Genomic DNA, 18,647 nt, shown 5'->3' with positions numbered 1-18,647 from the left:
CCGATCCGGGGGCTCACACGACCATGAACAGCACGGCGACGAAGATGCTCGCGGCCGAGAAGGTCATGGTCCGCGAGGACCAGGTGTTGAACCATTGTTGAAAACTTGCGAGGTCGCGCTTGAGGGCAGTGGGCTGGCGGGTCCAGGACTGCTTGTCGAGGCGGAAGAACACGTAGATCTTCATCACCGCGCCGACGATCTGGTTGTAATAGAGAATCAGCGGGTAGGCCGGGCCTACGTTGTGCCCCGAGCACAGCAGCATGATGGTGAGGATCAGGCGGGTGATGCCGATCCACAGCAGGTACACCAGCAGGAACTGCAGGCCGAACTTGAAGCTGGCGATCACCGCCACGGTCAGGCCCAGCAGGCTGGTCCACATCGACACGCGCTGGTCGAGCAGGACGATGCTGGTGAACAGCCCCAGGCGCTTGAGGCCCAGGCCCAGGGCGCGGGAATTCTGCCGCAGGTTGTTGCCGTACCAGCGGTACATCAGCTTGCGGCTGGCCTTGACGAAGCTTTTCTCCGGCGGGTGCTCCACCGTGTTGATCGCCGCGTCAGGCACGTAGAAGGTGTCGTAGCCCAGGCGCATCAGGCTGAACCAGCTGGACTTGTCGTCGCCGGTAAGGAACTTGAAGCGGCCCAGGCGCCAGTGCATCAGCGAGTCGCTTTCGACGTCGGCGATGAACTCGGGGTTGGTCACCACGCTGGCGCGAAACATCGACATGCGTCCGGTCATGGTCAGCACGCGCTTGCTCAGGGCCATGGAGCACATGTTGATGTGGCGCTGGGCGAAGCGCAGCTTGTGCCATTCGCTCATGATGTAGCCGCCGCGCACTTCGCAGAACTCGTTGGTGGTCAGGCCGCCGACGTTGGGGTAGAGCTTGAACCACGGCACGGTCTTTTTCACCACGCCTTCGGCCAGCACGGTGTCGCCGTCGATCACCGCCACCACGGCGTTGTCGTCCGGGAGCATCCGCGAGATGGCGCGAAAGCCATAGGCCAGGCCATCGCGCTTGCCAGTGCCGGCGATGCGCACGATGTCCAGGGTGACGTGTCCGGGCGGGTTGTACTTGGCCCACAGACTCTTGACCAGCAGCTCGTCGGACTTCTCCACCAGCGAGCAGACCACCGTGGTGGGGAAGCCGCAGTCGATCGCCTCGCGGATCACCGAGCTGTACACCTGGGCAGTGGTCAGTGCATCGATGCGAAAGCTGGTGACCATCAGGTACACATGCGACGGGTCGGCGGCCTTGCCGAGCTTCTGCACCTTGCGGCGCAGGTATGGGTAGACCAGGTAGAGGAAGATCATGCCGCGGATGAAATGGGTGGCGCCCATGGAGTAGCGCCAGATGCCGACAGCGCCGACCAGGAAGATGAAGTGCTTCGACTGCGAATCGAAGATATCGCTGGGCAGGGCCAGGGCGATCAGCATGAGCAGGCTCATGTAGAGCAGCCAGCCGGCGCACTGCAACAGCACTGTCTGGAACCTTTGCATGTTCGGCATCCGTCGAGAATTCGGGGTGGGGAGGGCGGCGCGCTGGGGAGGGACGCGCCGCCCGACCGGGTTTACCAGCAGATGCCTTCGGTGCGGCTGGTGGTGCAGGTCGGCTTGCTCATGAAGCCGACCAGGTCGATCACTTGCTTGCCGGCCGGTGCCTGTTGGGCCAGGGCGCGGAACTTCTCATCACGGTTGCCCAGCACGATGATGTCGGCGTCGTTCACCACCTGCTCGAAGTTGGCGTTGAGCAAGGAGGACACATGCGGAATCTTCGATTCGATGTATTCCTTGTTGGCGCCGTGCACCCGGGCGTACTCGACGTTCTGGTCGTAGATGTCCAGCTGGTAGCCCTTGCCGATCAGGCGCTCGGCCAGCTCCACCAGTGGGCTTTCGCGCAGGTCGTCGGTACCGGCCTTGAACGACAGGCCGAGCAGGGCGACCTTGCGCTTGTCGTGGCTTTCGATGATGTCGAAGGCGTTCTGCACCTGGGACTCGTTGCTGCGCATCAGCGAGTCGAGCAGCGGCGCCTTCACGTCCAGGCTCGAGGCGCGGTAGGTGAGGGCGCGCACGTCCTTGGGCAGGCACGAGCCACCGAAGGCGAAGCCGGGGCGCATGTAGTACTGCGACAGGTTGAGCACCTTGTCCTGGCAGACCACGTCCATCACATCGCGACCATCGACGCCGACCGCCTTGGCGATGTTGCCGATCTCGTTGGCGAAGGTGACCTTGGTCGCGTGCCAGACGTTGCAGGTGTACTTGATCATCTCGGCCACTTCGATCGGCTTGCGGATCACCGGGGCATCGAGTTCTTCGTACAGGGCTTGCAGGACGTCGCCGCTGGCGCTGTCCAGTTCGCCGATGACGGTCATTGGTGGGTGGTCGTAGTCCTTGATCGCGGTGCTTTCGCGCAGGAACTCGGGGTTGACCGCCACGCCGAAATCGACACCGGCCTTCTTGCCCGAGCAGTCCTCGAGGATCGGGATCACCACGTTCTTGACGGTGCCCGGCAGCACGGTGCTGCGTACCACGATGGTGTGACGGCGGTCGGTGTCGCGCAGCACGTAGCCGATCTCGCGGCACACCGACTCGATGTATTCCAGGCCCAGGTCGCCGTTCTTCTTGCTCGGCGTGCCGACGCAGATCATCGACACATCGCTGGCGCGGATGGCTTCGGCGAAGTCGGTGGTGCCACGCAGGCGGCCTTTGGCGATGCCTTGCTGCAGCAACGCTTCCAGGCCCGGTTCGACAATGGGCGACTTGCCCTGGTTGATCAGGTCGATCTTGGTGCTGGACACGTCCACCCCAATCACGTCATGGCCTCGTGCCGACAGGCAACCGGCACAGACTGCACCCACATAACCCAAACCAAAGATGCTGATACGCATCGCATTCACCTCGTGTGTTTATCACGCCAGCCCTTCAGCGAAGAGCCGACCGGGTTGATTGACCAGCAGTATTCGGGCGTACGGATCCGTGGCGAATTGACACTTCACCGAACGCAGGCATGAATAAATCCGGAGCGCAAAAAGTTATGCACTCAAAGTTGGCAGTCAAAGGCCAATATTTAAAAGGCGTGCCCTGAAATGCAGCCGTCTTTATTGCAAATCGCCATTCGCGAATTGCTGTGCTTGTTCTTTCAAGTGGATAAATCCTTTGAAATCAACCACTAGGACGAATTTTAGGGGCGCTTCTCTCCTGCATGGATAATGGCTTCAGGCACTTCCTGTACCGCCGTTGAAGTTGTGGGGCCGATTGTGAATAGCGGCCCTTTGTCATCTGTAAGTCATTTCTCACGCTCAGCGCTTGAAACTCGTTACGGGTGCTATGAGCCATTGGGCGTAGCAGAAGTTCCTGGGGCGGTTCCGCCACGGTGAAAGATTTCTAAATATTTTTTCAGAGGGAAATACTTTCAATGTGATGGCACGCCACAGTTTGATCCCCGTATATAAAGGGCGAAATCGCAGGGGGATGGTTATATGCCAGCATGCGAAAATATTTTTCAAAAATCGTCAAAAAACTACGAACGGTCTTATGGCGTTTTGCGATAAGGATGTGACTGATGATTTATTGACGCTGGAATTTTGGCTGATGGCGTTTTGCAGCGTGCCCCGTTGCAGGGCTGATGGGCTCATCGCGGGCTTGCCCCGCGATGAGCTGCAAAGCGGCGCTGAAAAAATCAGCCCTCAGCGTGATCGCGCAGGAATACCAGGTGGTCGGGTTTGGACTGCTCCGCGCTGTAGTAGTAGCCCTGCGCATCGAAGCGCTTGAGCTGCTCCGGGTCGTTGACCCGCTCCTGGATCACGAAGCGGCTCATCATCCCGCGGGCCTTCTTGGCATAGAAACTGATGATCTTGTACTGGCCGTTCTTCAGGTCCTTGAAGTCGACGTCGATCACCCGTGCCTTCAGGGCGCTTTTCTTCACCGCGCTGAAGTACTCGTTGCTGGCCAGGTTCAGCAGCACGTCGTCGCCCTGGTCGGCCAGCGCCTGGTTCAGCCACTCGCTGATGCGCGTGCCCCAGAAGGCATAGAGGTCCTTGCCGCGGGCGTTGGCCAGCTTGGTACCCATTTCCAGGCGGTAGGGTTGCATCAGGTCCAGCGGGCGCAGCAGGCCGTACAGGCCCGAGAGCATGCGCAGGTGATCCTGGGCATAGCTGAAATCGTCCTCGCCCAGGCTTTCGGCATCGAGCCCGGTGTAGACGTCGCCCTTGAACGCCAGCAGCGCCTGCTTGGCGTTGGCCGGGGTGAAATCGGGGGTCCAGCTGCCGAAACGCGCGGCGTTGAGGCCGGCGAGCTTGTCGGAGAGGTGCATCAGCTCGGCGATCTGCGCTGGCGACAGCTCGCGCAGTTGCACGATCAGTTCCTGGGAATCGTCCAGGTACTGGGGCAGGGTGTGGCGCTGGGTCACCGGCGGGGTGTCGTAGTCGAGGGTCTTGGCGGGGGAAATCACCGTCAGCATCGGGTCGGCTCCTGGAATCGTCGGGCGAATTCTACGGGGCTGCCGGCGCAACGCCAAACTATGGCGACGATAGTCAGCGAACATCGCCACAGGCAAGCGGCGGGCGTCGCGTTATAGTGCGCGGCATGCCTTCAAGGAGAATGCACATCGTGCGTATCGCGTTTGCCCTGTTCGCCGGGCTGCTGAGCCTGGGTGCGCAGGCGGCCCCGGCGAATTTCGTCAGTTTCGACCGTGACCTGTGGCCCGAGCAGCTGAACAGCCCGACGCTGTTCGATGTTGCGTCGCGGGCGGAAATCCTGTCGTTTGCCCGGGTGCTGCACGAAAGCGAGATGCTCGACGAGCCGGCGTTGAAGAGCCGCCTTGGCCTGCGCCAGGTCAACCTGAGCGTCGTGCGGGCCGTGCGCGCTCGTCTGTGGCAGCGCCTGTGGACCAGTTATCAACAGGCGCAGCAGAGCTGCGAGCAGGATGCCTCGTTCTGCTACCCGGTTGAGTCCATGGCGGATCTACGCACGCAGGCGGCCGTTTTCGCCGATGATGTCGGCTCGTTCTACACCGAGTGGGTAGAGCCCAGTCATCAGTTCCATACCCGTTACCTGGATGAGCAACTGCGCAAGGCCGCGCTGTTCCCGCAGACCACCAGCGAAGTGGCGAAGCTCTCCGATCGTGAGCGCAATGGCGAGGAACTCAATGACCGGATGTTCCTGCTGACCTTCGTCAGCGGCCCTGCCCCTCAGGGCGGTAGCACCGATGCGCTGGCTGACTACCTGCGTCGGCAGAAGCTCGACGGGATTTTCTTCGTGCTCGGCAATCGCCTGCAGCAACGCCGCGATGCCGGCCCGCTGGGCGATCTGTATGCCGGCCAGTGCGTGGGTATCCAGGGCTGGGAATACCGCTCTCATGCCCAGTGGCAGGATTGGCAGGACTCACTGCGACGCAGCCAGGCGCGGGTGCAGGCCGACTTGGCCGAACAGTATGTACCGTTGTTCCGTCCGCCCTATGGCCAGCGCCGCGCCGATGGCGAAGCGTTCCTGGACAGCCAGCAACTGCGGGTTTCTCTGTGGGACATCGATGCCCAGGATGACGGGCCGCTGACCGCCGAGGCCTCGGCGCAGCGGGTGCTGACGTTGATGCTGCTGTGGCGCAAGGGGGTTATCCAGTTCCGTGACGGCTTGCCCAAGGCCCAGCCGGCGCTGGAGTGGTTGTTACAGCACACGGCCCAGAGCGGGATCGGTTGGGAAGGGTGTCGGGAGTATGCACGGCGGGGGTAGGCAGGGGCCGGGCGCTCAAGGCACGCTGGCTGTACACTGCGCCTCACGCTGCATCGACTCCAGGTTGCGTTCGATGGTCTCGCAGATCGTGTCCATCGGGATCTGATGCTCGCTGATGCGGAACGGGCTCTGCAGGTCCGTGCCGATCCGTTCGATCGCCAGCAGCATGAAGCCGACCACGGTCGAGGCCAGCGGCGTGAACCAGCCCAGCGATTCCACCAGCCCCACCGGCACGATCAGGCAGAACAGCGTGATGAACAGCCGTGGGAAGTACACATAAGGGTAGGGCAGCGGCGTATTGGCGATCCGCTCCATCCCGCCCTGGGCGTTGGACAGGTCCACCAGCGTCGACTCCAGGCGCGCCAGACGAATGCTGTCCAGCCGCCCGGCCTGGTATTCCTGGGCCAGCAGTGCCGCTGAACCGCTGAGGATGTCGTTGGCAAAGTTGTTGGAGCGATTGCGCCGCTCGAACTCGCCGGGCGGTATGAAGGCCATCAGCTCGTCCGGGCATTTCTCGTTCTTGAGGTGGGCGGCCAGGCAGTTCACATAGGCGATGTGCCGGCGCAGCAAGGTCGCCTTCACCGGGTTCGGCCCGTCAGCCGGGTCGTCGACCAGGGTCAGCACCTGCCGGGCGAAACTGCGTGAACTGTTCACCAGCGCCCCCCACAAGGTGCGTGCCTCCCACCAGCGGTTGTAGGCACTGCTGTTGCGAAAGCTCACCAGCACCACCAGCGCCGAGCCCAGCAGGGTGAGCGGGATCAGCGGCAGGCTGAACTTGCTGTTGAAGAACAGCATGAAGTCGATGGTGACCAGCACGTCCCAGATCAGCAGCCAGAACAGCGACCAGCCGATGTAGCCGAAGGTCTTGACCACCAGGCGGTACTTGCGGGCGAGGAGGGCTTTCACGTTGGGGGAACCTCGAAGCGGGGATGCAGGTTCCGACGTCGCGGGAGGGGTTAAGGTTCGCTGGGATTCGTCGCAGGGTGTAACGCGGTTTTTCTGATCAGTGCTTAAGAAGATGCCTACATCAAGCGGAGAAACGTCCCTCGCGGCGATGGTTTAGGCTCATGACCCATTCACTTTCAGGAAGTCGAGCATGACCAGTGAACTGACGTCATTCAAGGTTGCGGATCTACTGGATTCAGAGGCAGCGATTCAGGAATACCTGTCACAGGTACTGGCCGAAGGTGACGCAGATGAAATCATTCGAGCCCAGTCCCATGTCCAGGCCGCACGCTTGCGCACTACAGATGGCTAGTCCAGCCAGATTCCTTGCACCCGGTCTTTTGTACTGCACTGTCGCACGGTGAGCAGAATTGCGAGCATCGTCAGCGTGGGAGCGGGCTTGACCCGCGATGGCTGCAACGCAGCCTCAATCCAGGCCACACTGCACACCGGTAAACCATATCAACCTCAGCCCAACACCTGCTTCATCTGCACCAGCGCCACCCGACTTCCATCCGGCGCCCGCCGCTCCTCGATCCCGAACGGTAAAAAACCCAGCTGTGGATAAAGCAGCAACCCTGCGGTGTTGTGATTGAAACACGACACCCAGACCTCCCGCGCCGCGAATTCTTCGCGGGCCAGGGCGATCATGCATTGCACCAGGTAACGTGCCACGCCCTGACCCCGCGCAGCCGGCGCCACCACCACATTACCCAGCGCGCAGACGCCGCCGTGTTCGGCTTTGTAGAGGTTGGCGAAGCCAACGATCACGCCATCGGCCTCGATCACTGTCGAACCGCTGCGCTGGGCGATGGCTTCGCTCAGTTGCGCGGGTGTGAGCGGGTAGGTGGCTTTGGGGAACATGTAGAAGAGTTCGTCCGGGCTTTGAGGGAAGCCGCAGAGCGTGGCGATATCGGCAGGCTGAACGGGGCGATGGCTTAGTGGCACAGGGAATGTTCCGATGGGGCTAGAAGTCACTTACCCTGTGCGGCTGGTAACGTGAAGTCAATGCTGTGGCGCTACGGTAAATCGCACTAAGTGTGATTTTCTGTGCAGTCAGGAGTGTCGCAAGACTTGGCTAGAAGCGGTAAAGCAGCTGCCTCTTAGCACCCTGGCATGCCAGACACAAAAAAACCGACCATAAGGTCGGTTTTTTCTGGATCTTGGTGCCCCGAGGGAGACTCGAACTCCCACTCCTTTCGAAAACGGATTTTGAATCCGCCGCGTCTACCAATTCCGCCATCAGGGCTTGTGGCGCCGCAGTATAGAGAGGTCGCCCAAGGCGGTCAATCGGCTTTCATGGTCAATTTTCACGCATTGGGCTAAACTTCCCGGCCCTGTCGAACCCGAACATCATCATGCGCGTCGCCGATTTTTCCTTCGAACTCCCCGATTCCCTGATTGCCCGCCATCCACTGGCCGAGCGTCATGGCAGCCGCCTGCTGGTGCTCGACGGCCCCAGCGGCGAACTGGCCCACAAGCAGTTCACCGACCTGCTCGACTACCTGCGTCCCGGTGACCTGATGGTGTTCAACAACACCCGGGTGATCCCGGCGCGGCTGTTCGGCCAGAAAGCCTCCGGCGGCAAGCTGGAAGTGCTGGTCGAGCGCGTGCTCGACAGCCACCGCGTGCTGGCCCATGTGCGTGCCAGCAAGGCGCCTAAGGAAGGCGCGCAGATCCTCATCGACGGCGGTGGCGAGGCCGAGATGGTCGCCCGCCACGACACGCTGTTCGAGCTGCGTTTCAGCGAAGAGGTGCTGCCGCTGCTCGAGCGCGTCGGCCATATGCCGCTGCCGCCGTATATCGACCGCCCCGACGAGGGCGCCGACCGCGAGCGCTACCAGACCGTCTACGCTCAGCGCGCCGGCGCCGTGGCCGCGCCCACCGCCGGCCTGCACTTCGACGAGGCGCTGCTGGAAAAGATCGCCGCCAAGGGCGTCGAGCGCGCCTTCGTCACCCTGCACGTAGGGGCGGGCACCTTCCAGCCGGTGCGGGTCGACAAGATCGAAGACCACACCATGCATAAAGAGTGGCTCGAAGTGGGCCAGGATGTGGTCGATGCCGTGCAGGCCTGCCGCGCCCGTGGCGGGCGGGTGATCGCCGTGGGCACCACCAGCGTGCGTTCGCTGGAGAGCGCGGCGCGCGATGGCGAGCTCAAGGCGTTCAGCGGCGACACCGACATCTTCATCTTCCCCGGCCGGCCGTTCCATGTGGTCGATTGCCTGGTCACCAACTTCCACCTGCCGGAGTCCACGCTGCTGATGCTGGTCTCGGCCTTCGCCGGTTACCCGGAGACCATGGCCGCTTATGCGGCGGCGGTCGCAAACGGTTACCGCTTCTTCAGTTACGGTGATGCCATGTTCATCACCCGCAATCCGGCGCCACGCGGCCCAGAGGATCAAGCATGAGTCGCACCTGTCGAATGTCGTTCGAACTGCTGGCCACCGACGGCAAGGCCCGTCGCGGCCGGCTCACCTTCCCCCGTGGCACGGTCGAGACCCCGGCCTTCATGCCGGTGGGCACCTATGGCACGGTCAAGGGCATGCTGCCGCGTGACATCGAGGCCATCGGCGCCGAGATCATCCTCGGCAACACCTTCCACCTGTGGTTGCGCCCGGGCACCGAGGTCATCAAGAAACACAACGGCCTGCACGATTTCATGCAATGGAAAGGCCCTATCCTCACTGATTCCGGTGGTTTCCAGGTGTTCAGCCTGGGCGCCATGCGCAAGATCAAGGAGGAAGGCGTGACCTTCGCATCGCCAGTGGACGGTTCCAAGGTGTTCATGGGGCCGGAAGAGTCCATGCAGGTGCAGCGCGACCTGGGCTCGGACATCGTGATGATCTTCGACGAGTGCACGCCGTACCCGGCCGAGCACGACGTGGCGCGCACCTCGATGGAGCTGTCGCTGCGCTGGGCCCAGCGCTCGAAGAACGCCCACGGCGACAACACCGCGGCGCTGTTCGGCATCGTCCAGGGCGGCATGTACCAGGACCTGCGCATGCGCTCGCTGGAAGCGCTGGTCAACATCGACTTCGATGGCCTGGCCATCGGCGGCCTGTCGGTGGGCGAACCCAAGCACGAGATGATCAAGGTGCTGGACTACCTGCCCGCGCAGATGCCGGCTGACAAACCTCGTTACCTTATGGGGGTAGGCAAGCCGGAAGATCTTGTAGAGGGTGTGCGCCGCGGCGTCGACATGTTCGACTGCGTGATGCCCACGCGCAACGCGCGCAACGGCCATCTGTTCGTCGATACCGGGGTGATCAAGATCCGCAACGCGTTCCATCGCCACGATGAATCGCCGCTGGATCCGACCTGCGATTGCTACACCTGCACCAACTTCTCCCGCGCCTACCTGCACCACCTGGACAAGTGCGGCGAAATGTTGAGCAGCATGCTGAATACCATCCACAACTTGCGCCATTACCAGCGCTTGATGGCCGGTTTACGCGAGGCTATTCAACAGGGTAAATTGGCCGCCTTTGTCGACGCCTTCTACGCCAAGCGCGGGCTTCCCGTTCCGCCTTTGGACTGACTGTTCGCAATCATTATTAGAAAATTCCATTAGGAGAGCCCAATGAGCTTCTTTATCCCCGCCGCCTACGCGGACGCAGCAGCCCCCGCCGCCGGCCCAGCCGGTACCGGCTTCGAGTGGATCTTCCTGGTCGGCTTCCTGGTCATCTTCTACCTGATGATCTGGCGCCCGCAGGCCAAGCGTGCCAAAGAGCAGAAGAACCTGCTGAGCAACCTGCAAAAAGGTGACGAAGTTGTCACCAACGGTGGCATCGCCGGCAAGATCGTCAAGGTTGCCGACGACTTCGTGGTCCTGGAAGTGTCCGACAATGTCGAGCTGAAGTTCCAGAAGGGCGCCATTGCCGCGACCCTGCCAAAAGGTACGCTCAAGGCTATCTGAGTTACCGGTTTCATTTTTCCAGTCGGGGCGCGCAAAGCGCCCCGCGTCTTGAACGGGCGGCGTGATGCTGAACAAATACCCTTTGTGGAAATACCTGCTGATCGTGGTGGTACTGGCGGTCGGCTTCATTTATTCCGCACCCAACCTCTACCCGGATGATCCGGCGGTGCAGATCAGCGGCGCCAGTTCCGCCCTGCATGTCAGCCAGGCCGATCTCGATCGCGTCACCAAGGCGCTGACCGATGCCGGCATCACCGTCAAAGGCGGCAGCCTGGGCGAGAAGGGCAGTGCCCTGGTGCGCCTGACCAACCAGGAAGACCAGCTGCCGGCCAAGGATGTGGCGCGCAAGGCTCTCGGTGACGACTATGTCGTGGCCCTGAACCTGGCCCAGACCACGCCGCAGTGGCTGCGCAACCTGGGTGCCAGCCCGATGAAGCTCGGCCTGGACCTGTCCGGTGGTGTGCACTTCCTGCTGGAAGTGGACATGGACAAGGCCATGACCGCGCGCATGAAAGTCTACGAAGGCGAGGTCAAGACCTTGCTGCGCAAAGAGCGCGTCCGCTACCGCAGCCTGCCGCAGCAGGACGGCGGGATCATGCTGGGCTTCGCCGACGATGCTACCCGCGAACAGGCCCGCAGCCTGATCCGCAAGAATTTCAGTGATTTCGACCTGACCACCACCGAGCGCAACGAGCTCGCCGTGTTGCGCCTGGCACTGACCCAGGCCAAGGTCGCCGAGATCCGCGAATACTCCATCAAGCAGAACCTGACCACCGTCCGCAACCGTGTGAACGAGCTGGGCGTGGCCGAGCCGCTGGTGCAGCGCCAGGGTGCCAACCGCATCGTGGTCGAGCTGCCGGGCGTGCAGGACACCGCCGAAGCCAAGCGTATCCTCGGCAAGACCGCCAACCTGGAGTTCCGCTTCGGCGCCGAGCCAGGCGCGTCCAAGGCCACCACCGAGGTGTTCGAGTTCCGCGAAGGCGGCCGCTCCGCTCCGGTCGAGCGCGGCCTGATCATCACCGGTGACCAGGTCACCGACGCCCAGGCCAGCTTCGACGAGCACGGTCGCCCGCAGGTGAACATTCGCCTCGACGGCCATGGCGGCGAGCTGATGAGCCGCGCCACGCGCAGCAACGTCGGCCGCAGCATGGCGGTGATCTTCATCGAGCAGAAGCCGATCACCCGCTACGAGAAGCAGACCGTCGATGGCGTCGAGAAGGACGTTGCCGTACAGAGCTTCAAGGAAGAGAAGAAGATCATCAGCCTGGCGACCATCCAGTCGCCTTTGGGCAGCCAGTTCCGCATCACCGGCCTGAACGGCCAGGGCGAATCGTCCGAGCTGGCCCTGCTGCTGCGTGCCGGTGGTCTGGCCGCGCCTATGTACTTCGCCGAAGAACGTACCATTGGCCCGAGCCTGGGTGCCGACAACATCACCAAGGGTATCGACGCGTCCCTGTGGGGCATGCTGTTCGTCTCGCTGTTCATCATCGCCATCTACCGTGGCTTCGGCGTGATCGCCACCGTGGCCCTGGCGGGCAACATGGTCCTGCTGCTGGCGCTGATGTCGCTGCTGGGGGCCACGCTGACCCTGCCGGGTATCGCCGGTATCGTGCTGACCATGGGTATGGCGGTGGACGCCAACGTGCTGATCTTCTCGCGTATCCGCGAGGAGCTCAAAGCCGGCATGTCGGTGCAGCGCGCCATCCACGAAGGCTTCAACCGTGCGTACACCGCGATCATCGACGCCAACCTGACCAGCCTGCTGGTCGGCGGCATCCTGTTCGCCATGGGTACCGGCTCGGTCAAAGGCTTCGCGGTCACCATGTCCCTCGGGATTTTCACCTCGATGTTCACCGCCGTCATGGTGACCCGTGCAATGGTCAACCTGACCTGCGGCGGGCGTGACATCAAGAAGCTGTGGGTTTGAGGGAGCTGCGATGAAAACCATCAACTTCATGGGCGTGCGCAATGTCGCGTTCGCCATTACCGTGCTCCTCACCGTGCTGGCGCTGTTCAGCTGGTGGCAGAAGGGCCTGAACTTCGGCCTGGACTTCACCGGCGGCACGCTGATCGAGCTGACCTACGAGCGCCCGGCGGATCTCAAGGCCGTGCGTGCCGAGCTGGTCGATTCCGGCTTCCACGAGGCCGTGGTGCAGAGCTTCGGCGCCACCACCGACCTGCTGGTGCGCATGCCGGGCGACGACCCGCAACTGGGCAACAAGGTGGCCGCGGCGCTGCAGAAGGCCGGTGGCGACAACCCGGCCACGGTCAAGCGTGTCGAGTTCGTCGGCCCGCAGGTCGGTGAAGAACTGCGCGACCAGGGCGGCATGGGCATGCTCCTGGCCCTGGGCGGCATCCTTATCTACCTGGCCTTCCGCTTCCAGTGGAAGTTCGCCGTCGGTGCGATCATCTCGCTGGTCCACGACGTGGTGGTGACCCTGGGTATCCTGTCGTTCTTCCAGATCACCTTCGACCTGACGGTGCTGGCGGCGGTACTGGCGATCATCGGTTACTCGCTCAACGACACCATCGTCGTGTTCGACCGGGTGCGCGAGAACTTCCGCGTGATGCGCAAGGCCTCGCTGATCGAGAACATCAACGTCTCGACCACCCAGACCTTGCTGCGCACCATTGCCACCTCGGTATCGACCCTGCTGGCGATCGCCGCGCTGCTGTTCTTCGGCGGCGACAACCTGTTCGGCTTCTCCCTGGCGCTGTTCATCGGTGTCATGGCGGGTACCTACTCGTCGATCTACATCGCCAACGTGGTGCTGATCTGGCTGAACCTGAGCAGCGAAGACCTGATCCCGCCGGTCAAGACCGAGGGTGTGGACGAGCGCCCGTAAGGCTTCGTCCTGCGCCGTCCGGCGTAAAGAAAGGCGCGAGTGTTGAACTCGCGCCTTTTTTTTTGCTCCAAGGCTGGGAGAAGGCGGGCCATATGCCCGCGGGTACGATCAGGAGGTTCACGTGAACAAATCAATGCTGGTGGGTGCGGTTCTGGGTGCTGTCGGTGTGACTGCCGGAGGTGCTGTGGCGACCTACAGCTTGGTGAACAAGGGGCCTGAGTACGCCCAGGTCACCGACGTGCAGCCGATCAAGCAGCAGGTGAAGACGCCGCGCGAGGTCTGCAAGGATGTCACCGTGACGCGCCAGGCGCCGGTCAAGGACCAGCACCAGATCGCCGGTACGGTGGTCGGCGCCATCGCTGGTGGCCTGTTGGGTAACCAGATCGGCGGCGGTACCGGCAAGAAGATTGCCACCGTGGCCGGCGCGGTCGGCGGCGGCTATGCCGGCAACAAGGTGCAGGAAGGCATGCAAGAGCGTGACACCTACACCACCACGCAAACCCGTTGCAACACGGTCAATGACATCAGCGATAAGGTCGTGGGCTACAACGTGACCTATTCCATCGGTGAACAGGTCGGCAAGGTGAAGATGGATCATGAGCCGGGCTCGACCATCCCGCTGGACAAGAACGGCAAGCTGATCCTGAGTCAGAACCAGCCGGGGCAGTGAAGCTGCTTCAGTGCCAAAACGAAAAAAGCACCTCGAGAGGTGCTTTTTTTGTGCTCGCAATCGGCGCTTAGCGCTTCATGTGTTCCGGCAGGTGCGGCTGGATGGCAGTCAGCACGGCCTTGAAGCACTTGATGTTGCCCGCGACGATGTGGCCTTTCTCGAGGAATTCGTGGCCACCGTTGAAGTCGCTGACCAGGCCGCCCGCTTCCTGGATCAGCAGCACGCCTGCGGCCATGTCCCACTCGGACAGGCCCGACTCCCAGAAGGCGTCGAAGCGGCCGGCGGCGACATAGGCCAGGTCCAGGCTGGCGGAACCGGCGCGGCGGATGCCGGCGGTCTGGCCAGTCAGGGCGCGGAACATGCCCAGGTAGTTGTCCAGGTCGGCCATCTGGCTGTCACGGAACGGGAAACCGGTACCCAGCAGGGCGCCTTCCAGGCTGGTGCGCGAGCTGACGCGCAGGCGACGGCCATTGATCTGGGCGCCACGGCCACGGCTGGCGGTGAATTCTTCCTGGCGAACCGGATCGACGATCACGGCGTGCTCGAGGCGGCCGCGGTATTTGCAGGCGATGCTGACAGCGAAGTGCGGCACGCCACGCAGGAAGTTGGTGGTGCCGTCCAGCGGATCGATGATCCACAGATAGTCCTTGCCTTCCTCGCCGGTGCCGGCGTGCAGGCCAGTTTCTTCGCCCTGGATGGAGTGGTTCGGGTAGGCCTTGCGCAGGGCTTCGACGATGACCTTCTCGGCGGCGCGATCAACCTCGGACACGTAGTCCTTGGCCTGCTTTTCGTCGACTTTGATGCTGTCCAGGCGTTCGATGGAGCGGAAAATCAGTTCACTGGCGCTGCGAGCGGCGCGCAGGGCGATATTCAGCATAGGCTGCATGGGAAGGTCACCTGGAGATGTTAAAGAGGAAAGCCGGCCATTCTAGCAGAAATCTTTGACGACAGAAGTGTCACATTTGCTTTCATGGCGTTACGCTGGTCGGTTCTGTAAGATCGAACCCTCCTTTTTCTGCATCCGAGAGCACGACACCTTGCTGCAAAATATTCGTGTTGTCCTGGTCAATACCAGCCACCCCGGCAACATCGGCGGCGCTGCGCGTGCCATGAAGAACATGGGCTTGTCGCGCCTGGTGCTGGTGCAGCCGAAAGAATTCCCGGCCGCCGATGCCTCGGCGCGCGCCTCGGGTGCCGACGACGTGCTGGCCGGCGCCCAGGTGGTCGACAGCCTCGAGCAGGCGCTGGTCGGCTGCAGCCTGGTCATGGGCACCAGCGCCCGCGAGCGCAGCATTCCCTGGCCGCTGATCGGTCCCCGTGAGTGCGGCACCAAGGCGGTGGAGCACGCCCTGGCCGGCGAAGAAATCGCCCTGGTGTTCGGTCGCGAACACGCCGGCCTGACCAACGAAGAACTGCAGCGATGTCACTTCCACGTGCACATTCCCTCCAATCCCGACTTCAGCTCGCTGAATCTGGCCGCCGCGGTCCAGGTGCTCGCCTACGAGGTGCGCATGGCCTCGTTGGCGGTGCCGGACGCGGCGCCCAAGGTCGAGAAGGCGGACGCCAATGAGCTGGCGACCATGGACGAAATGGAGCTGTTTTATGACCACCTGGAAAAAACCCTGGTGGACATCGGCTTCCTCGACCCTGCCAAGCCCAAGCACCTGATGCCGCGCATGCGTCGGCTGTATGGGCGCAGCTCGGTCGAGCGTACGGAAATGAGCATTTTGCGCGGCATCCTCACCGAGACCCAGAAAGTTGTCCGGGGCGAGCCGCATAAACGGAAGGACTGAACGATGTTCGAGCGTCTGCGTGAAGATATTCAAAGTGTTTTCCATCGTGACCCCGCCGCGCGCAATGCCTTCGAGGTGTTGACCTGCTACCCGGGCATGCACGCCATCTGGCTGCACCGCCTGGGCAATGCCCTGTGGAAGCGCGATTTCAAGTGGCTGGCGCGCCTGGTGTCGAACTTCGGCCGCTGGCTGACCGGTATCGAAATTCATCCGGGCGCGACCATCGGCCGGCGCTTCTTCATCGATCACGGCATGGGCATCGTCATTGGCGAAACCGCCGAGATCGGCGACGACGTGACCCTCTACCAGGGTGTCACCCTCGGGGGCACCAGCTGGAACAAGGGCAAGCGTCACCCGACCCTGGAAAACGGCGTCGTGGTCGGTGCCGGGGCCAAGGTGCTGGGCCCGTTCACCGTGGGCGCCGGGGCCAAGATCGGCTCCAACGCGGTGGTTACCAAGGCGGTGCCGGCCGGCGCCACGGCGGTAGGCATCCCGGGGCGGATCATCGTCAAGACCGAGGATGACGCCATCGAGGCCAAGCGCAAGGCCATGGCCGAGAAGATCGGCTTCGACGCCTATGGCGTCAGTGGCGACATGCCGGACCCGGTGGCGCGCGCCATCGGCCAGATGCTCGACCACCTGCAGGCCGTCGACGAGCGCCTGGAGGGCATGTGTGGCGCGCTGACCCGGATGGGCAGTGACTACTGCGCCAAGGAGCTGCCAGCGCTGCCCGACGACGACTTCGCCGAGGCCTGCGTCGAGCTGAAGCAGGGCGACACTCGGTCGCATTGATTGCGCCGGCCCGATACAAGGGGCGTGTGCTCGCGCCCCTTGTCTGCTACACTCGCGGCCGCCTCCCGCATGCATACCCGACTAAAGCACTAGGTCTTATAGTTGACTTAAATGCTCGGGAATCGCATACTCGCACACATCCTGTAACTCCCGTGGTACCCATACGCCATGCGACTGACTACCAAAGGCCGATACGCCGTGACCGCCATGCTTGACCTGGCGTTGCACGCGCAGCAGGGGCCGGTGTCTTTGGCCGATATTTCCGAGCGCCAGGGCATTTCCCTCTCTTATCTGGAGCAGCTGTTCGCCAAGCTGCGCCGCAGCAGCCTGGTATCCAGCGTTCGCGGCCCAGGCGGCGGCTACCAGCTGTCGCGAGGCATGGAAACCATCCAGGTGGCCCAGGTCATCGACGCGGTCAACGAATCGGTCGATGCCACCCGTTGCCAGGGCCTGGGGGATTGCCACGCCGGTGATACCTGCCTGACTCACCACCTGTGGTGTGACCTGAGCCAGCAGATCCATGAATTCCTCAGTGGCATCAGCCTGGCCGACCTCGTCATGCGCCGCGAGGTGCAGGAAGTCGCCCAGCGCCAGGACCTGCGCCGCGTCGCAGGCCGAACCGCCCAGCTGGACAAGATTGAGACGTCCGCCGTCGACTGAAACTGCAGCGACGAGCGACGCCACCGCCTGATAGGAGATACTCAATGAAGTTGCCGATCTACCTCGATTACTCCGCGACCACGCCGGTCGATCCCCGTGTCGCCCAGAAGATGGCCGAGTGCCTGCTGGTTGACGGGAACTTCGGTAACCCGGCCTCGCGCTCCCACGTGTTCGGCTGGAAAGCCGAGGAAGCAGTCGAGAACGGCCGCCGCCAGGTCGCCGAACTGATCAACGCCGACCCGCGCGAGATCGTCTGGACCAGCGGTGCCACCGAGTCCGACAACCTCGCCCTCAAAGGCGTGGCGCACTTCTATCAGACCAAGGGCAAGCACATCATCACCTCCAAGATCGAGCACAAGGCGGTCCTGGATACCGCTCGCCAGCTCGAGCGTGAAGGTTTCGAGGTCACCTACCTCGAGCCGGGTGAAGACGGCATCGTCACCCCGGCGATGGTCGAAGCCGTCCTGCGCGACGACACCATCCTGGTCTCGCTGATGCACGTGAACAACGAAGTCGGCTCGATCAACGACATCGCCGCCATCGGTGAACTGACCCGTTCGCGCGGTGTACTGTTCCATGTCGACGCCGCGCAGTCGGCCGGCAAGGTCGAGATCGACGTGCAAAAGCTCAAGGTCGACCTGATGTCGTTCTCCGCGCACAAGGTCTACGGCCCCAAAGGCATCGGCGCGCTTTACGTCAGCCGCAAGCCGCGTGTGCGCCTGGAAGCCATCATCCACGGCGGTGGCCATGAGCGCGGCATGCGTTCGGGCACCCTGCCGACCCACCAGATCGTCGGCATGGGCGAAGCCTTCGCCATCGCCAAGCAGGAAATGGCCGCTGAAAACGTGCGCATCAAGGCCCTGAGCGACCGCTTCTTCAAGCAGGTCTCGGACCTCGAAGAGCTGTACGTCAACGGCAGCCAGACCCAGCGCGTGCCGCACAACCTGAACCTGAGCTTCAACTACGTCGAAGGCGAGTCGCTGCTGATGTCGCTTAAGGACATCGCTGTTTCGTCCGGTTCGGCCTGCACCTCCGCTTCGCTCGAGCCGTCCTACGTCCTGCGCGCCCTGGGCCGCAACGACGAGCTGGCGCACAGCTCGATCCGCTTCTCCTTCGGTCGCTTCACCACCGAGGAAGAAGTCGACTACGCCGCGCAGAAAGTCTGCGAGGCCGTGAACAAGCTGCGCGAATTGTCGCCGCTGTGGGACATGTACAAAGACGGCGTCGACATCTCCAAGATCGAGTGGGCCGCCCACTAAGCAGTCGCCGGCAAGAGCGGCTCCCTGATGAGGAAGGAATTGCA

18 protein-coding genes and 1 tRNA gene are annotated in these 18,647 nt (G+C 62.6%); 12 read left to right on the top strand and 7 right to left on the bottom strand.

Features of this window, described 5'->3' with window-relative positions:
* Window positions 1-13: 13 nt before the first annotated feature.
* The 3 genes from ACZ9C1_RS14150 to yaaA form a co-directional block, all read right to left on the bottom strand.
* Window positions 14-1,495 carry a glycosyltransferase family 2 protein gene (locus ACZ9C1_RS14150; protein ID WP_457378159.1) on the bottom strand — a complete coding sequence of 494 codons (1,482 nt, stop codon included), beginning with the start codon at window positions 1,493-1,495 and terminating at the stop codon, window positions 14-16.
* Between the two features lie 71 nt (window positions 1,496-1,566).
* On the bottom strand, window positions 1,567-2,883 hold the full coding sequence (locus tag ACZ9C1_RS14145; protein ID WP_102682091.1) for a nucleotide sugar dehydrogenase: 1,317 nt from the start codon (window positions 2,881-2,883) through the stop codon (window positions 1,567-1,569).
* Window positions 2,884-3,674: 791 nt separating this feature from the next.
* Entirely contained in the window at window positions 3,675-4,454 is a 780-nt protein-coding gene (yaaA, locus tag ACZ9C1_RS14140; RefSeq protein ID WP_046854239.1) for a peroxide stress protein YaaA, read from the bottom strand.
* 149 nt (window positions 4,455-4,603) lie between these two features.
* On the opposite strand from yaaA, the gene ACZ9C1_RS14135 reads away from it, so the two are divergent.
* Window positions 4,604-5,722, top strand: coding sequence for a polysaccharide deacetylase family protein (locus ACZ9C1_RS14135; RefSeq protein WP_139668964.1), 1,119 nt, complete (start codon window positions 4,604-4,606; stop codon window positions 5,720-5,722).
* 15 nt (window positions 5,723-5,737) lie between these two features.
* On the opposite strand, the gene ACZ9C1_RS14130 is transcribed toward ACZ9C1_RS14135, so the two are convergent.
* Window positions 5,738-6,628, bottom strand: a complete 891-nt coding sequence (locus tag ACZ9C1_RS14130; protein ID WP_111532086.1) for a bestrophin family protein — start codon at window positions 6,626-6,628, stop codon at window positions 5,738-5,740.
* A 190-nt stretch (window positions 6,629-6,818) separates the two neighbouring features.
* Here ACZ9C1_RS14130 and ACZ9C1_RS14125 point away from each other — a divergent pair, with 190 nt between their 5' ends.
* Window positions 6,819-6,980, top strand: a complete 162-nt coding sequence (locus ACZ9C1_RS14125; RefSeq protein ID WP_198754927.1) for a helix-turn-helix domain-containing transcriptional regulator — start codon at window positions 6,819-6,821, stop codon at window positions 6,978-6,980.
* A gap of 155 nt (window positions 6,981-7,135) precedes the next feature.
* On the opposite strand, the gene ACZ9C1_RS14120 is transcribed toward ACZ9C1_RS14125, so the two are convergent.
* A complete protein-coding gene (locus ACZ9C1_RS14120; RefSeq protein ID WP_277501963.1) occupies window positions 7,136-7,615 on the bottom strand; it encodes a GNAT family N-acetyltransferase in 480 nt (159 codons plus the stop codon).
* Between the two features lie 216 nt (window positions 7,616-7,831).
* Window positions 7,832-7,916: transfer RNA gene (locus tag ACZ9C1_RS14115), tRNA-Leu, on the bottom strand.
* Between the two features lie 109 nt (window positions 7,917-8,025).
* Here ACZ9C1_RS14115 and queA point away from each other — a divergent pair.
* The 6 genes from queA to ACZ9C1_RS14085 all read left to right on the top strand — a co-directional run bounded on the left by queA (window position 8,026) and on the right by ACZ9C1_RS14085 (window position 14,099).
* Window positions 8,026-9,075, top strand: coding sequence for a tRNA preQ1(34) S-adenosylmethionine ribosyltransferase-isomerase QueA (gene queA, locus ACZ9C1_RS14110; RefSeq protein ID WP_102682086.1), 1,050 nt, complete (start codon window positions 8,026-8,028; stop codon window positions 9,073-9,075).
* 14 nt (window positions 9,076-9,089) lie between these two features.
* Window positions 9,090-10,205, top strand: a complete 1,116-nt coding sequence (gene tgt / locus ACZ9C1_RS14105; protein ID WP_023629281.1) for a tRNA guanosine(34) transglycosylase Tgt — start codon at window positions 9,090-9,092, stop codon at window positions 10,203-10,205.
* 42 nt (window positions 10,206-10,247) lie between these two features.
* Window positions 10,248-10,583, top strand: a complete 336-nt coding sequence (gene yajC, locus ACZ9C1_RS14100; protein WP_023629280.1) for a preprotein translocase subunit YajC — start codon at window positions 10,248-10,250, stop codon at window positions 10,581-10,583.
* A 64-nt stretch (window positions 10,584-10,647) separates the two neighbouring features.
* On the top strand, window positions 10,648-12,510 hold the full coding sequence (gene secD / locus ACZ9C1_RS14095) for a protein translocase subunit SecD (protein ID WP_476254084.1): 1,863 nt from the start codon (window positions 10,648-10,650) through the stop codon (window positions 12,508-12,510).
* A gap of 10 nt (window positions 12,511-12,520) precedes the next feature.
* Entirely contained in the window at window positions 12,521-13,429 is a 909-nt protein-coding gene (secF, locus tag ACZ9C1_RS14090) for a protein translocase subunit SecF (RefSeq protein WP_046854246.1), read from the top strand.
* 121 nt (window positions 13,430-13,550) lie between these two features.
* Window positions 13,551-14,099 (top strand): glycine zipper 2TM domain-containing protein, encoded by a 549-nt coding sequence (locus ACZ9C1_RS14085; RefSeq protein WP_476254083.1) that lies wholly within the window; start codon window positions 13,551-13,553, stop codon window positions 14,097-14,099.
* A gap of 67 nt (window positions 14,100-14,166) precedes the next feature.
* On the opposite strand, the gene suhB is transcribed toward ACZ9C1_RS14085, so the two are convergent.
* Window positions 14,167-14,985: a type III secretion system regulator SuhB gene (gene suhB, locus ACZ9C1_RS14080; RefSeq protein WP_046854248.1), complete on the bottom strand. Its 819-nt coding sequence runs from the start codon at window positions 14,983-14,985 to the stop codon at window positions 14,167-14,169.
* 151 nt (window positions 14,986-15,136) lie between these two features.
* Between suhB and trmJ the strand changes: the two genes are divergently transcribed.
* From trmJ to ACZ9C1_RS14060, 4 genes are all read left to right on the top strand, one after another.
* Complete coding sequence (trmJ, locus tag ACZ9C1_RS14075; protein WP_102682080.1) at window positions 15,137-15,892, top strand: tRNA (cytosine(32)/uridine(32)-2'-O)-methyltransferase TrmJ; 756 nt, start codon at window positions 15,137-15,139, stop codon at window positions 15,890-15,892.
* 3 nt (window positions 15,893-15,895) lie between these two features.
* Window positions 15,896-16,684: a serine O-acetyltransferase gene (gene cysE, locus ACZ9C1_RS14070; protein WP_102682079.1), complete on the top strand. Its 789-nt coding sequence runs from the start codon at window positions 15,896-15,898 to the stop codon at window positions 16,682-16,684.
* Between the two features lie 168 nt (window positions 16,685-16,852).
* Complete coding sequence (gene iscR / locus ACZ9C1_RS14065; protein WP_023630639.1) at window positions 16,853-17,344, top strand: Fe-S cluster assembly transcriptional regulator IscR; 492 nt, start codon at window positions 16,853-16,855, stop codon at window positions 17,342-17,344.
* Window positions 17,345-17,388: 44 nt separating this feature from the next.
* Window positions 17,389-18,603 (top strand): IscS subfamily cysteine desulfurase, encoded by a 1,215-nt coding sequence (locus ACZ9C1_RS14060; protein WP_023630638.1) that lies wholly within the window; start codon window positions 17,389-17,391, stop codon window positions 18,601-18,603.
* The last annotated feature ends 44 nt before the right edge of the window (window positions 18,604-18,647 follow it).

This window comes from Pseudomonas sp. TE21435 (assembly GCF_056279265.1).
This window is presented reverse-complemented; position numbering and strand designations above follow the sequence as displayed.